At 28.4% G+C, this 15,133-nt stretch carries 15 protein-coding genes; 7 read left to right on the top strand and 8 right to left on the bottom strand.

From position 1 onward, the window contains the following. Positions 1 to 65: 65 nt before the first annotated feature. Together HGI79_RS09800 and HGI79_RS09795 are read right to left on the bottom strand one after the other, a co-directional pair. A complete protein-coding gene (locus HGI79_RS09800; RefSeq protein ID WP_185650538.1) occupies positions 66 to 590 on the bottom strand; it encodes a helix-turn-helix transcriptional regulator in 525 nt (174 codons plus the stop codon). Positions 591 to 719: 129 nt separating this feature from the next. Then, positions 720 to 866 (bottom strand): hypothetical protein, encoded by a 147-nt coding sequence (locus HGI79_RS09795; protein WP_185650537.1) that lies wholly within the window; start codon positions 864 to 866, stop codon positions 720 to 722. A gap of 607 nt (positions 867 to 1,473) precedes the next feature. Here HGI79_RS09795 and HGI79_RS09790 point away from each other — a divergent pair. The 6 genes from HGI79_RS09790 (at position 1,474) to HGI79_RS09765 (ending at position 6,697) form a co-directional block, all read left to right on the top strand. Further along, complete coding sequence (locus tag HGI79_RS09790) at positions 1,474 to 1,887, top strand: helix-turn-helix domain-containing protein (protein WP_185650536.1); 414 nt, start codon at positions 1,474 to 1,476, stop codon at positions 1,885 to 1,887. Positions 1,888 to 1,924: 37 nt separating this feature from the next. Beyond that, the gene (locus tag HGI79_RS09785) at positions 1,925 to 2,272 is read left to right on the top strand and encodes a hypothetical protein (RefSeq protein ID WP_207725753.1); all 348 of its coding nucleotides are present in this window, start codon (positions 1,925 to 1,927) and stop codon (positions 2,270 to 2,272) included. 206 nt (positions 2,273 to 2,478) lie between these two features. Next, positions 2,479 to 3,495 carry a phospholipase D-like domain-containing protein gene (locus tag HGI79_RS09780; protein ID WP_185650535.1) on the top strand — a complete coding sequence of 339 codons (1,017 nt, stop codon included), beginning with the start codon at positions 2,479 to 2,481 and terminating at the stop codon, positions 3,493 to 3,495. A gap of 404 nt (positions 3,496 to 3,899) precedes the next feature. Then, a complete protein-coding gene (locus tag HGI79_RS09775) occupies positions 3,900 to 5,189 on the top strand; it encodes a transposase (protein ID WP_185650534.1) in 1,290 nt (429 codons plus the stop codon). A gap of 382 nt (positions 5,190 to 5,571) precedes the next feature. Beyond that, complete coding sequence (locus tag HGI79_RS09770; protein ID WP_185650533.1) at positions 5,572 to 6,156, top strand: ComF family protein; 585 nt, start codon at positions 5,572 to 5,574, stop codon at positions 6,154 to 6,156. Positions 6,157 to 6,160: 4 nt separating this feature from the next. Next, the gene (locus tag HGI79_RS09765; RefSeq protein WP_185650532.1) at positions 6,161 to 6,697 is read left to right on the top strand and encodes a hypothetical protein; all 537 of its coding nucleotides are present in this window, start codon (positions 6,161 to 6,163) and stop codon (positions 6,695 to 6,697) included. A 321-nt stretch (positions 6,698 to 7,018) separates the two neighbouring features. Here the strand turns inward: HGI79_RS09765 and HGI79_RS09760 are convergent, their stop codons facing one another. From HGI79_RS09760 to HGI79_RS09750, 3 genes are read right to left on the bottom strand one after another with little or no spacing between them, the layout of a single operon-like run. Next, on the bottom strand, positions 7,019 to 7,828 hold the full coding sequence (locus tag HGI79_RS09760) for a hypothetical protein (protein WP_185650531.1): 810 nt from the start codon (positions 7,826 to 7,828) through the stop codon (positions 7,019 to 7,021). Between the two features lie 42 nt (positions 7,829 to 7,870). Beyond that, positions 7,871 to 10,252 carry a S8 family peptidase gene (locus tag HGI79_RS09755; protein WP_185650530.1) on the bottom strand — a complete coding sequence of 794 codons (2,382 nt, stop codon included), beginning with the start codon at positions 10,250 to 10,252 and terminating at the stop codon, positions 7,871 to 7,873. After that, positions 10,252 to 11,355: an AAA family ATPase gene (locus HGI79_RS09750; RefSeq protein ID WP_241428183.1), complete on the bottom strand. Its 1,104-nt coding sequence runs from the start codon at positions 11,353 to 11,355 to the stop codon at positions 10,252 to 10,254. The genes HGI79_RS09755 and HGI79_RS09750 overlap by 1 nt, the downstream gene beginning before the upstream one ends. Before the next feature lie 410 nt (positions 11,356 to 11,765). Here HGI79_RS09750 and HGI79_RS09745 point away from each other — a divergent pair, with 410 nt between their 5' ends. Continuing rightward, the gene (locus tag HGI79_RS09745; RefSeq protein ID WP_185650529.1) at positions 11,766 to 13,052 is read left to right on the top strand and encodes a recombinase family protein; all 1,287 of its coding nucleotides are present in this window, start codon (positions 11,766 to 11,768) and stop codon (positions 13,050 to 13,052) included. Between the two features lie 351 nt (positions 13,053 to 13,403). Here the strand turns inward: HGI79_RS09745 and HGI79_RS22475 are convergent, their stop codons facing one another. The 3 genes from HGI79_RS22475 to HGI79_RS09730 form a co-directional block, all read right to left on the bottom strand. Further along, positions 13,404 to 13,760 (bottom strand): hypothetical protein, encoded by a 357-nt coding sequence (locus HGI79_RS22475; protein WP_207725752.1) that lies wholly within the window; start codon positions 13,758 to 13,760, stop codon positions 13,404 to 13,406. Positions 13,761 to 13,839: 79 nt separating this feature from the next. Continuing rightward, entirely contained in the window at positions 13,840 to 14,079 is a 240-nt protein-coding gene (locus HGI79_RS09735) for a hypothetical protein (RefSeq protein WP_185650528.1), read from the bottom strand. Further along, positions 14,052 to 14,210 (bottom strand): hypothetical protein, encoded by a 159-nt coding sequence (locus HGI79_RS09730; protein WP_185650527.1) that lies wholly within the window; start codon positions 14,208 to 14,210, stop codon positions 14,052 to 14,054. Before HGI79_RS09730 ends, HGI79_RS09735 begins: the two co-directional genes overlap by 28 nt. Between the last annotated feature and the right edge of the window lie 923 nt (positions 14,211 to 15,133).

Genomic DNA, 15,133 nt, shown 5'->3' with positions numbered 1-15,133 from the left:
TTATATTCCCTTATAATAGGGATAACGAAAATTTGTTTTTGGGCACTCTGCAAAGTGCTCTTTTTTTATACCATTGCTTTGTTTTTATCTGCATAATGTCTATCAATACACTTTTTATTGTGTTCTTGTATTATGGTGGCCACATCTGAAAACTGATTAAAAACTACTTTTAAACACTCAATGTTATGTTCTAAATCAATCCATTCATGTAAGGCTGTAATAAACTCTCTCCACTCTCCATCTGTAAAATCTTCTCTATGTTTTTTATTTCTTATAAGCTTAAACATCTTAGGTAATACCTGCATTGCTTCATATACCTCTGTCTGTAAACTCATTAAAACACTGGATAAATCCAAATCTATGTTGTTTAATATTTCATAACTGTAAGCTCTTCCAATGGCACAGCACTCTTTACAATAAAACTGAGTTATAAATGGTTGCTTGTACTCTTTTGCCATAAATAAAGCTACTTCTGGTGAAGGAATGGTCTTGTTATCTTCATAGTTACTTAATGTTCTAGCTGATATATGAAGTCTAAATGCAGCTTCCTCCATACTTAAACCAGCCTTTTTTCTAGAATCTTTATACAAGTTTTTTCCCTTCTTTCTGCAATTCAATTCATAGTTATTTGTAATTTAAGCATTTATAATATAGTTAGATACAGTTCTTAAAAACTTCCTATCTCCCTCCGTAGTCCTCCAAATGCCTTTCAGCGTGGACTACATATTTCTAGCCTCTCTTTTAACTTCTATTTCTTTATTTTTAAAAAGTTCAGCTAAGAATTTTATTGCAGGGCCTTCATCAAATACACACCCTGTATTTTCTTTACTTTTTTCAATTCCATCTCTTGTTAAAATTATTTTCACTGTAAAGTACCTCGCTTTATAAAATGTTTTATTAAGATATTTACTTTGTTCCACGAAACCCTTATTAAATTTTTAAATCATATTTAGTTTTTAAGTTTTATGTTGTTTTTGATGTGACTTTATTTTTATAACCTTTTGAATTGAATTTTAAGGTTATGAATTGAAAAGTTGTTTACTTATGAATTATTTTTTAAACTTTCATTATATTAATTGAGTTTGTGTGATCACTTCGGTTTGAGTTTCTAGAACTTTATTTTCAAAAAAAATAGCTTTAAATTCATCTTCACTCAAATTTAATATATTTTTTATATTTACAGCTAAATCTACTGTAACTTTTGATTTACCATTTTCTATAAGACAATAGCTTCCTTTACTTTAATAATTTAATTTTTTTGCCATATACTCTTGAGAAAATCCTTTCTTATCTCTTATTTTAGCTAGAAGTTGTAAATTCATTTTATCACCTCCTTAGTTTTAGTTTTTCAAACCGTCAATACTTTTTCATATTAAAGTTTAATTTTTTAAAACTATTATGCAATATTTATTTTGTTTATGCTATTATTAAAAATATAAAGTTTAATATTTTTAAACTAAATGAGGGATAAAAATGAATGATAATGAAAATATATTAGGAAAAAGATTAAAGATGCTTCGTACTGAAAACAATTTAACACAAGAAGAATTTGGGAAACCGTATAATTTGAAAAAGTCAACAATATCTCAGTATGAATCAGGATCTAGTAAACCTGATGATGAATTAAAGAAAAGAATAGCTCTTGATTATAATGTATCTCTAGACTGGTTAATGGGACTTACCGACGTAAGAAATAGTTCCACAGATAAAATATCCAATGCTTTAGATGATGATAAAGAACTAACTGAATTTTGGGACGTATTAAAAGAGAGAGAAGATTTAAAACTACTTTTTAAGCAAACTAAAGATCTAGCTCCGAAGGATATAAAGCAAATAATGAGAATTATAAAAGCAATTGAAGATGAAGAAGATAGAAATGATGGCTAATATCTTTTAATTATTACATCCGTGGAGGTGGCTTTTATTGTCTATAGAAATACTTGATAAAGCTTTGTTAAAATCGCTTTTAAATGAGGATATCCCCTTTCATGAGGTTATGAATGCGTATAATGTTAAAACCTCTGTAGCATTTAATATGCCTGCAAGTGTATTAGGTTTTGTGTATTTAAGTAGGCGTAATAATTATCATTTAATTTTAAATGGAAATGTAAGTTATGAAACTCAATGTCATACTTTTGTACATGAAATAAAACATATAGTCTCTGATATGCCTGAGATGGGATATATTATAGGTGTGGATATGCATCGTACATATATAGAGAGAGATGCTGACGAGATGACATTGGATCTTAAATACATATATGTAAAATGATGTTAAAGATTATAAGGTCTTCTATTGAGACTTATGCGGAGTTGACTCGTAATACGAAGAAGGATACATAGTAAATTTATAATTGCTATTTATTCTTTTTTGTCTTTTTATGAAGGTTTTTTGTGATATATAGAACTATAAGTCATATATGGAAGTATGTACATGTTATAATATAATCCTATACAAAATATTGAAAGGAGTTTTTTATGCTAGAAATATATTTCACTCGACCGGGATCTAAATGTGAAATAAAAGAAAATATAATAAATGATATAAAGAATACAAAATATAGAATTCTCGTTTGCATGGCATATTTTAGTGATGAAGATTTTCTTACTGCAATGGAAGAATCTGCAGCATATCATGCAAGATTTATTTTCAATAAGCTAGATACAAAATATAAACAAAGAATATCTAATCTAATTGCAAATAAATATGATATTCATACTGTGATTTTGGGAGATGAAACTTCATATAGCAATATGCATCATAAATTCATAATACTAGATAACATAGCTTACGTTGGATCATATAATTTTACTAAGGCAGCTACAGAAGATAACTGGGAATATGCATTAAGAATTGATGAACCTTTAATTGTAAAAGAGTTGGAGCGTGAATTCACAAGACTTTGGATTATGGGAGGTATAGATAAAATACGTGGTAGTAAGTGTAGCCTATGTAATTCTAAGTTAACTGATCCACTGAGTCATTATATAGTAACCCTAGATGAAGATAAATTTTGTACAGTTAACGATCCGAGAAAATACTTAACAGCTGAATGTAGTAGAGAATCTCATACTTGTGTAAGCTGTGGTAAAAATAATGCATACATAATATTAAAAAGTGGACAAGATAAAAACTCTTACTGTTATGATTGTATTGGAGATAAATTAAATGAACTCTATATACTTAATCAAATCGGTTGGGAAAGTTATAACATTTATTACGATGAATTAGGTATGTGGTGCTGTAGCAATCCTAGTGAAGAAAGTTATATATGTACATGTGATGTATGTGGAAAAAATGAAGTTATTTATTTAACTCAAGAGATTACAAGAAATCCAAAAGAACCGTATGGTATTAAATTTGGAGAAGAAAAAAATATCTGTGTTAACTGCTTTATAAAGGATTTTATGAATGCCTATCTATTGGATGAGTTTTCATATATGTGTAATTTGGGCGGAAAGTCTAGTTCAGTAAAATTAAAAGATATTCTTTAGTTAAAATTTTTTTTGTATATAAAATAGGTTTTTTAGCTATTATTTTAATATATGCTAGAATTGTAACTATATTTTATTTTCATAATATAAGATAAGATATTTATGAATATTCATATCTAGTCCCCTAAATAATAAACCTTCTAAAATGATTATATATACTTTCAATTAAGATTTAATATTCTAGGTAGAGTATCATAGCGAGTTTGTTAAAATTATAAAATATATCAAAGATCTAAGCAAATATATAATTTTCTTACTTAATAATTATTTACCTAAGTTTTGTACAAACAAAACTTAATAGTTTTCCATAAACTAGTTTCCAAAAAATAAATAAAGGATAATACCAAGCCTTGAAGTATAATTTTCTTACCACAAAAAACTAAAGAAAGGCAGGTACTATCCCTATGAATAATATTACCTATTCTCAAGATAACTGTAAAGAAGAAACTACTTCCACTTGGCTAGTTGCAGTTATGCAGTTTGGTTTGAAAATCAACTTTTTTAAGCCCTTTGAAAATTTTAAACTTAAAATGAAAAAGGTAAAGTATTCAGTTTATCAAAAGCTTATTATTACTATGATGTCTATAGTAATTGGTTGTGAAACCACAAAAGATATCAATGAAAAACTTGGTGTAGAAAAGCTTGCTGCAAATATGTTTGATATGGATGAAATTCCAGACCAATCACAAATTAACTTATTACTTACACGTATGGATTCTGACAGTACTAGTCAGTTGCAAAATATTCATCACCAGCTTTTTATGGAACACAACAATTCTATTCACTCCACTCAAAGAGTGGTCGTAGACTGTGACCAAACAGGGCTAATTGCTAATGGTAAGACTTTTGAGTTAGCTGAAAAAGGTTACTTTGCTAAAAAGAAAAATCAAAGTGGTTATCAACTAGCTGCCGCATTTACAGGAGAACATTCTGAAACAGTAGCCATGTTCTTAGATTTAGGAAGTACCCATTGTAATAAGCACTATGTTGATTTACTAACATCTATTCTATCTAAATACAAGGATCAACTTCGTGAGGGCAATTTAATTTTAAGAACAGATAGTAGCTTTGGTTCATTGGAGAATATTGAAAAGTTACTTTCCATTCCTAAATTAAAGTTTATTACCAAAGGATATTCTACTGTTAAGGCTAAGAACCTTGCAAAAAATATATCTTATTCAGAATACACTCAAGCCGATAAGGCTGCATGGGTATATGAGCTTCCTGAAAATAACGGTGTTAGGTATATTATAGTTCAGACGTTATCTAAAAAAGGGAAATTAAAATACTCTTTACTTGTAAGCAATATAAGTAAACGCGAGATGAGTTCAGTAGAACTATTTCACTTTTATAATAAACGTCAAACTATAGAAGCTTTCTTCAAGATGGCTAAGAATGTATATAACATAAAAAACCTTAGAACTTCAAAGTTTTATGGTATCTATAGTTTCTTATGGCTAGTATTTATAACTCACAATCTGATAAGCCAGTTTAAATCCATAGTTTTATATGGAACTCAACTTGAAACCGTAGGGGTAAGAGTTTTAGTTAAAAGTATTGGTAATATAAAAGGCTTTGTTAAAAGAACTGCTGAAGGAATTAAAGTTAATATTCCACCGTTAACAAAGCTATCAACTCTAATTGCTAACGCACTTTGCACCCCTAAATATGAACAGCTCACTTTTAATATATGAAGTCAAATAAAGTAGCTCAATCATACAATATAATCCAAAATTAGAAACTAAATTTTAGTTTTCTTTAGTGTTGTCATTTTTAGACTTATCATATTATTCCAGCAGGCTCCACCTAAAATATTGGATGTCTATGGGATATTTTTGATAATAATAACAGGTAATTATATACAAATATGAATTTTATATTTGTACGAAATCTAGGTATTTAAGATAACAGATAATAAAATCCAGGATAAATAGTAATTTAGATTGCTATTTATCCTTTTTAGAGGACTTTTACATTTTATGTAGAATTATAGTGTGCATAGTAAATATTTCAATTAATTTGCTATTTTATGCAATTAATAATTCTTTTTCAAATAAATGTAGGGGGGAACATGAAATGACAATTAATCCAATTATTATAACAGGAAACTGGAATGAAGGTTATGCATTAGATTTTCATACTATATCGAGTAATTATCTTGGTGATGATGCTTTTGGACGTCCACAATTTGATACAGTAAGAAGCGATATTGGTCAGCTCGTTTATGATTTAAAATATCATCAAAATAAAGATAAAATTTCACAAATAACAGACTTAGCATGTACTTTTCTTTTGAACTGGGATGTAAATAAAAAAGTAGATATAATAATACCTATACCTCCATCTAGAAAAAATCGACCTTTTCAACCTGTTTATGAATTAAGCAAAAGTATAGGAAAAAAATTGAATATACCAGTAACATGTGATATATTATCTAAAGATACTGATTTAGAATCAAAAAATGTTGACGTTTCCCAGAAATATAATGCTATTTCCGGTTCTATATCTAAACACAAGAAATTCATTAGAACTGCAAGTATATTGCTTATTGATGATCTTTTTAGAACAGGTGCAACTTTAACTGAAGCATGTAAAGTATTAAGAACTGACCCAAATATATTAAACATTTATGTGTTAACAATGACTAAAACAAGAAGGTGATATAATGAATGTGTTTATAGCAGGTCCCAGAGCTGTTTCACTATTAAATAAGCATGTAAAAGAACGACTAAAAAATATCATTTTTAATAATTTTACTATATTAGTCGGAGACGCTAATGGTGTTGATAAAGCTATACAAAAGTTTTGTTATGAATTAAATTATAATAGAATTAAAGTTTATGCAACTAAAGGAAATGCAAGGAACAACATTGGAAAATGGGAAGTAATTAAAGTAGAAGTTAGCTCAGATAAAAAAGGGTTTGATTACTATGCTGCAAAAGACTTAGAAATGGCAAAATCAGCTGATTACGGATTTATGATATGGAATGGAAAAAGTAAAGGCACATTTAATAATATAATCAATCTTGCTATGTTAAATAAAAATATTTTAGTGTATTTCATACCCGAAAAAACTTTTTACACAATTAAATCAATAAATGATATAGGCGAATTAATATGTAAATGCGATATAAGTATTAAACAAATTTTTAATGAGTTTATAAATAGTTCTTCTCAGTTATCCATGGATATTAAGTTATAATCTAGTTTCACATAACAGGTAATTTAAAATTTATATTTGCAATAATGTTTAATTTTAATTATCTATAGTGTTTAAAATAACTATATCGTTCAAGAAAGGATTAAAAGTAAATTTTACATTTGCTCTTTATCCTTCTTTTTTACTATTTCAGTTAGTTTGTTTATACCAATACTATTTATGTTTTCTATATTCTTATTAGTTGTTAAGTATTTTACTTTATATGAATCCTTTAAAAAACTATATTTTATGTTATAAATTCAAAAGCCAAAGATAAACTACCTTTGGCTTTTGAATTTCCTAAATCTATAAATTTCACATAATTTATCTAGAAAAATTATTTATAAAACTATTAACATTTTTTTCATTTAAGTAAGTGATAAGATTGTAGGCAACTCCTGAAGAAAGTGCTACTGTTAAAATAGAAAAAAGTGTGATAAATGCTGTTGATGCTTTAGGTGAATTAGTAAACGACTTTGTCTTTTTTAAAAAATATAAAGAGATCTTTCCTCTTCTAACAATGAACGAGTTAAATGCAAATAAATGAATTAAAATTAATATCATAAATATATTAGGAATTATAGACATAATAAAACCTAAAACATAGTATAAAACCTTAAGAAATGAGGAAATATTTCCGCCAGTTATAACACTCTGTTTTGACATCAGAACTAGATTTGCAAAATCAATTAAAATAATAAAAAATAATAATATTAGCCAGTGTTTATTAAATTTATCAAGATTATTATTCATATGTAGCTTAATAGCTATAGTGATTGTACATGTTAAAGCTAATAATGTAAACGCAGTAAAATAATTTATCATCACTATGTGATATTTTGTATATAATATAAATATTACTGCAATCATTATATAAAATAAAGAATCATCATTATTGTTAGAAGTTTGTGGGTTATTAGAGACTTGTTGAGTATTTGTTTGTGTGTTATCATATAAAATCATTTGTTGAATTATTATTTTAGCTTGGACTAATGTTATATTACTACTTCTGGTTTGATCCGAATCTTTAGGCGTAAAAACTATTCCAAGAAACACGCCAATAAATGCAAATATAATATCTTTTATAATATCAGCAGCATTCTGAGAAATATATGATATAACAGGATTTATCATAAGTTTACCTCCAATGATCAATGTTTTGTGAAACTAAGTTTATTAATCTTCTATAGATATATCTATATTCTGAGTAACATTTATATCTCTATGAATGAAATTGTATGAATCTAAATGTTCTACAACTTCTTCATAAACCTTTCCTCTTTTCTTAGGATCTCTAATTGTCAAAATTACACAAAACTCTTGGGTTAAAGTCTGCTTTTTTATTTTACCTAATTCTTCTGCAAACTTTCTGTATAATCCTTCTATCCTCATATACCATAACTTTGGTGTCTCAGTATATTTTTCTTTATTAGCAGCTGTCAATTCTGATAAATCAACCGCATACTTTTTTACCGGATAGTATTTATCACTATATTTTATTTTCATTCTTTCTGTTGTTGCAAATTCTTTTTTATCCTTAGGAGACTTTTTCTTACTATATAAGCTAGAAGTTAATAAATTCTTGTTTCCAACTATTCCAAGTTCATTTTTTATTCTTGGAATACTAGTATCTCTAAATTCTTTTTCATCATAAGTTCCAAATTTAACTTCAACATCTGATTGACAATATTCAGCATTCTCACTTTCTGCTAATATTGGATCTGCAACTACAGTTAAAAAAACTTGTCCTTCATATGCTGATCCTTCGTCAACTAGTGATTTGGGATATGGAAAATCAGCAATTTCTATATATTCACCTTTTGTCAAACTATCCCTAATTACTAAAGTTATTTCATCCTTATCATTAAACAAAATTTCGTCAGAAGTCTTAGGTATTCCAAATCCTAATTCATTTAATTTATCATTTATATCCATTTCTACTTCTATTGGATACTTTGCAGAATGGATCATTAAAGCTTTAGTTAATAGTGGATCAAATTCTTCATTTATTTTATTTGATAAACTAGCAGCAATTGCACTAACTCTTGGGGTAGAAAAACTTGTTCCAATATTTTTTATAACATTTCCACTTCTTGAAAAAGAGTTAACTCCTGAAAAACAAAGCTTTCCATTTTTAATTCCAGCATTTCCACCATAATGCACCAGCTCTGGTTTGATAATATTCATTGGTCCTGGTCCTATCCTACTAAAAGGTGATGTATGGTTTAAATCTGAAAGATCATTTACAGATTTTTCATGAGCAATAGAACCCACTGTAAGAGCTCGGACTGAATCTGCTCCCCTTGCGATTCTCGATACTGGCTTCCCCGATAAGAAGTTCTTACAATTTCCAGCTGATTTAACTATTAGAATATCATATTCCTTCTGAATACTATCTAAAGCTATTCCAAAATCCGAGAACTTATTTAGTGAACACTCAATAATTGATCCAAGTGATAGATTCCAAACTTTTATATTAAGCCCTTGTTCAATATTAGCATCATCAATAGCTTCCCTGATACTATCTACCAAATCATCCTCATCTATTTGAAATTTGGTTTTATCAGGTATTATATTCGCATCAAATAACCTGCATCCATTTACACCTGTATATTTTTTATCTTCTAATAAGTCTCCAAATGCTATAATACCACCAACAAACGTTCCATGAGAATAATCTGCATATTTACTAGGAACACTAGTAAAACCTTCTTCCATAGTCCATTGACCTAATTGAGTTAACCTATCTATTCCAGAATCTAGGACTCCAACAGTTGGATATTTTACTTCGTCCTCATATTTTGGTACTTCAAATACGCTGTCATCAAAAAAACTATCTGTTCCAACTGCAAACTTTGGCATTGGCTCGATTGAAGCTACAGGGGTGAAATCAGCTAAACTTTCCAAGCTATCTATGGAATCACAAGTAACCTTATATATAACTAACTTTTTCGTATATTTTGTCTTATTCAAAAACTTTATGTTATTATTTTTAAGTATCTGCAAAAATATTTTTTCTACATATTCATTTAACTGCTTATTATTAAAATCTTGTAATCTAATTTTATAATTATTATCCTTATTAGTTTCATCAATATTACTTAAATCAACAACAGGTTGAAAAATTTTCATATATTCAATGCCTGATATTGCTAAGGAATTTCTATCAAGGTCATTGATATTTCTTTCAATATTATTAAGTTCAGCTAAATTATCAACCCTCACCAATAATTCATAATCTTCACTTAGTCCAAATACTCTAGTAGCATCGTTATTTACAATTAATTTTTGTAATTCTTCCCTATGTGACTTGGCTGTTGCATCTTCATTAATTTTAGCCTTCATAACTACAGGCAAATCTCTGTATTTTTGAAAACTTTCTTTTACATCATTTTTTAAGTTAACCAAATCTTTTTGTAACAGTTCGGCCTTTAGCTTGAGGCTCTTCCCACTTAGTACAAAACTCGGTGGTTCACTTCCACCCCCACCTTCTGTTTTTCTTTCATCAACAATTTCTCTTTTACTTATAATTTTGATAGGCAATTTGTTATCTTTCATTAAATTTCACCTCCACCTTTGATTTCCTTTCTAACTTGTCTTATAGAAACATTTAGTATCTCTACTATTTCTTTTTGTTTAACATCATTTTCATATAGAAAATTAATTATTTCTTTATCTGAAAAAGAAATATTTTTATGCAAATAAATATTATATAAAAATGCTCCGTAACTTAAACTTTTTTGATTATTTATTATAATGTTTTTAATAGTATTATAACAAAGAGTTTTAATATCAGCTGGTGATAAACCTATTAAATTTTTTATTATAATCTTTAACTGTCTTGCATCATCCTTAAACTCAACATCTATTTCTTTTAGAAACATAAATAGTAATTGTATAATTTCTTCTTCATCAGGTAAGGAGATATTTATAACATTTGAAAATCTTCTCCAAATTGCTGGATCTAGCATATTTTCATGATTAGTTGCAGCAATTAATATATTTTCCTTATTAAATTCATCGATATTTTGTAAAAGGCTATTTACAACACGTTTTAATTCACCCACTTCATGCTTATCGTCTCTGGCTTTTGCAATAGCATCAAATTCATCTAAAAATAAAATGCAAGGTCTATTTTTAGCATAATTAAAAATTTTACTTATATTTTTTGCCGTATTTCCAAGTAGTGATGAAACCAATGCATCTAATTTTGCTACAACTAAAGGAAGTTGTGTCCTGTTGGATATGTATCTAGCAACACTTGTCTTTCCACATCCAGGAGGACCATATAATAATAATGATTCTGGTAAATCTATACCCATTTTGATAAATTCATCTCTATGCTTTAAAGAACTAATAAAATTTTCTACCTGATTGCTTATATGTTTAGGTAGAACAATTTTTTCTGGAATTGGTGGTGTAATTTCAACATCTACCATTTCTAATCTACTATCTCTATCAACTGGCTTTGAAACAAATTCATCCAAGTATACAGGATGTATAGAAGACTTCTCTAATACTTTTTTTATCCTCTCAGCCACTTTTTCTTCACCACTTTTTTCAAATTTTTCAGCCATTAAAGTAGCATAACTTTTTACCAAACTTGTGTCTTTATTTAAACCTCCTTCAATAATTTTTAATAATTCTGGTATCATTTTCATTTATTTTCACCTCTATCTTCCTATATATTATCACAAACCCAAGAGAAAATATACACTTTCATGTATTTTTTTAACGCTTAACCTCATTTTTTTAACACATAACCTTATTTTTTTAACGCATTATGTGTTTTTATTGTACATAATCAAAAATATTATAAGTATAAAATTTAGTATTATTCTTTAGAACGAATTAGATACATTAGGTCTATAACTTATTTTATAGAGCATAAATTTATAACTGAAATCAATCTTATCTAAAAAGTTTTTCTTTATTGACATAAGTAAGCCCCTCTGCTATCCTAATATAAAGAAACCCACGAAAGTTATTTTCACTTTTAAGATACAGATTCCACGAAACCCATACACTTGTGTATTGGGTTTTTATTATTTTTTGATTAGGAGGAACCTGTATGTTAAAAGGGGTTACGTATAATAGATTTAGCTCTACTATGCAGAGAGAAGAAAGTATAGAGGCACAGATAAGATTTAATCATGATTATGCTAAGAAAAATAATATAGAAATAGTAAAAGATTATATGGATGAAGCTATATCAGGTAAAACAGATGATAGACCAGCCTTCCAGCAAATGCTTAAGGATGCTAAGCTAGGTTTATTTGATGTAGTTGTATGCCATAAGGTAGATAGATTTGCTAGAAACAGAATTGAATCCGCTATTAATAAATATAGTTTAAGGAAATGTAATGTAAAAGTTGTGTTCTCAGGACAGTCTATAGACGATTCTCCTGAAGGTCAGCTCATGGAAGGTATACTGGAGAGCTTTGCTGAATATTACTCTCTAAACTTGGCTAAAGAGACTATGAAGGGTTTGAGAGAGAATGCTTATAAGTGTAAGTTTAATGGTGGACATGTTCTCTTTGGTTACTCTGTAGATCCTATAACTAAGACTTATATAGTAAATGAAAATGAAGCTCCTTATGTTCAGATGATATTTAAGATGTTTCTTGATGGTACAAAGTATAAAGATATAATTAAGACTCTTACTAATCTTGGAGTTAAAACAAGATTTGGCGGTAACTTCACAGAGCCTACCCTCCATGATCTTCTTAGTAATGAAAAGTATGTTGGTATATATACTTTTAATAAAAGAAACTCCAGAAACATTGATGGTAAAAGAAATAACCGCTCCCGAAAATCTGAAGATGAAGTTATTTCTATCCCTGGTGGCATACCACAAATAGTAGATACTGAAACCTTTATACAGGTGCAAGAAAAGCTTTGTTTAAAGAAAAGAACAACTAAGGCTAAAGAATTATATTTACTTAGTGGACTCATTTATTGTGGCTGCTGTGGTAAGCCTTATTGCGGTAATAGGAAGCATAATGGCAGTGGTCAGATATATGTTATGTATAGATGCAATGGAAGATGTGGAAATAAAGAAATAGAAAAAGATGCTTTAGAAGAAATAGTTTTTAATAATTTAATTAATAACATCTTTAGTAAAAAAGTCCTACTTGATCTAAGTCATAAACTCAACGACTATTTAAAAACTAAAAGACAGTCAGAAGCTAAAAAACTCGATTCACTAAAATCAAAAATCAATGAAATAAATTTTGAACAAAATAATATAGTAGCTGCTATAGCTAAAGGCTATGATCAACCTATTTTTAAGACGAGACTTTCTGAACTGGATGAAGAACTAAAAGAATTAAATATGAATATGAGCTTATTAAAATAAAATTAGAGTCACAAGCAGTAACTCCTGAGCAAATAGATAAGAAGCTTCAGGAGCAAAGAATCCATGTGCTTAATAAGGACTTAATTGAGGTAAAACAATTCATTGCAAGTTATGTAGATTCTGTTATAATTTATGAAGATGATATAGAAGTTAATTTAAAGTTTGATTCTATACCACTATAAAAAAAGTGTGGATAACCCTTGTGTCACTCCTTCGGCACTAAGTTAAATTAACGGTTAAGAGGTTGTTAGATAAAATTCTAGCAACCTCTTTTCATTTATTTTGTTAACAACCTAAAAAGTTAATAACTCGGAAAAGAATACCCAGTCTGTTTCTTTATATACTATGGATCTATATTTTTCTTTCTTCCGGAAATACCTCATCTATTTCCCAAGATTCAACTAATGTACGTGCCGTATTAATATCATATCCCATCCCCATTAGATAAGCAATTAAAGTTACTTCAGTCATTGCATGTTTTGGATTTGTAAATTCTGCTTCTTTTAGCCCATATCTAACTAGAGGGCGAACTCTTTCTAGAAAATACTCTGGTCTCATTGTTGGCATCATGTGGCTACCGTAAGGGCTCATGTTTGGCATCATGTGGCTATCACCAGGGCTCATCGTTGGCATCATGTGCTTATCGCAAGGACTCCTCATAGGCCTCATATAATTCATACATGGAGGCATCATGTAATTCATATTCATCTATAATCTCCTTTTATAACTTCATTACTATATCATGTTATGTCTATATCGGAAAATTGTTACATAACATTTACATTTATTACATCTTAACTAAAGCCTGCATCAATTTAGATACAGGCTCTTTTGTTGTATGCCCTACTTCATTTCTCAGCCATATTAACACAGTCGTTTTAAAGCTCCACTTCGTACTATCTCTTTCTTCTATAGCTATACCTTGTTTCTTTAATTCCTCCCTAATAAATCGATCTACATTTTTTTGTTCTTTATTATCAGTATTAGGTATAATAGATGCTAGAATACTATAACCTCTGCTGGGCAATCACTACTAGAATATGTAACAGATTTTACTCTAATAGATTTTATCTCAGGATCTCCTATTAATTTAAAATTGCTAAAAGCTAATTTATATAATATATCATCTATTACTGCACTACCTATATTTTTTGCCATATCATTGTTAACTACACTATCTGATAACCTGCTAAATATCTACCTTTTGCCATCTTGTCTACATCTTCTGTTAGTAATACAAATTCTAGTTTACATGTCCTACATTTATAACTTGTATAGATACTTAGCATATTCTCACTTCCTTACTCAATATATAGTATTAGTTATCCACATTATACACAATATGTTGTTGATAACTATTTTTGAATAAAAATAAACACTGATATTTCTACCAATGCTTATTTATATATATAACAGGGGGACTATTATATATTATTTATTTACTTTCCTAAGGTTTTGTAAACAAATAAGCACCTGGAGTTAACCAAGTGCCTCACTAAAAAGGACTTCGCATACATACGCGCAGGGATACGATTAATGAAAACCCACAACTTTATTATAAAATACAATTGTTACATATTTATTTCATTTATAAGAATTCTTTGTAAACAAATAAGCACCAGTATTTCTACTGATGCTTTTAATAAGGATACGTTGAGGTATTGCGGCTTTGCCCTCATATACATATTAATACCAATTTATGTAATTTTTATTATAATACTATTAATATTTTGTGAAATAAATAAGCACTAGTATTCCTACTAATGCTTCTAAAGGGACTGAATTACTATTTTCATTTAGTTTCCTCTAAGTTATGTTAACTTAGGACAATTCTTATTATACATTATACTAGTGATTATTGCAATATTATCAAATAAAATATTAATAAATTATTAAGTTATTAAAAATTAAACTTTACTTTTAGTATTTTATAAATAAAATAAGCCCCTAGGTTTTTCTAAGTGCTTATTAGTACTGTTGCCACCAGTATGTAATCCCTAAGTGGCAACACATCCCTTGGAATTATTTAACTAATTTTCCACACTATCATTTTAACATGTCCATATTATCATTAAAATATC

This window comes from Clostridium sp. DJ247 (assembly GCF_014231265.1).
This window is presented reverse-complemented; position numbering and strand designations above follow the sequence as displayed.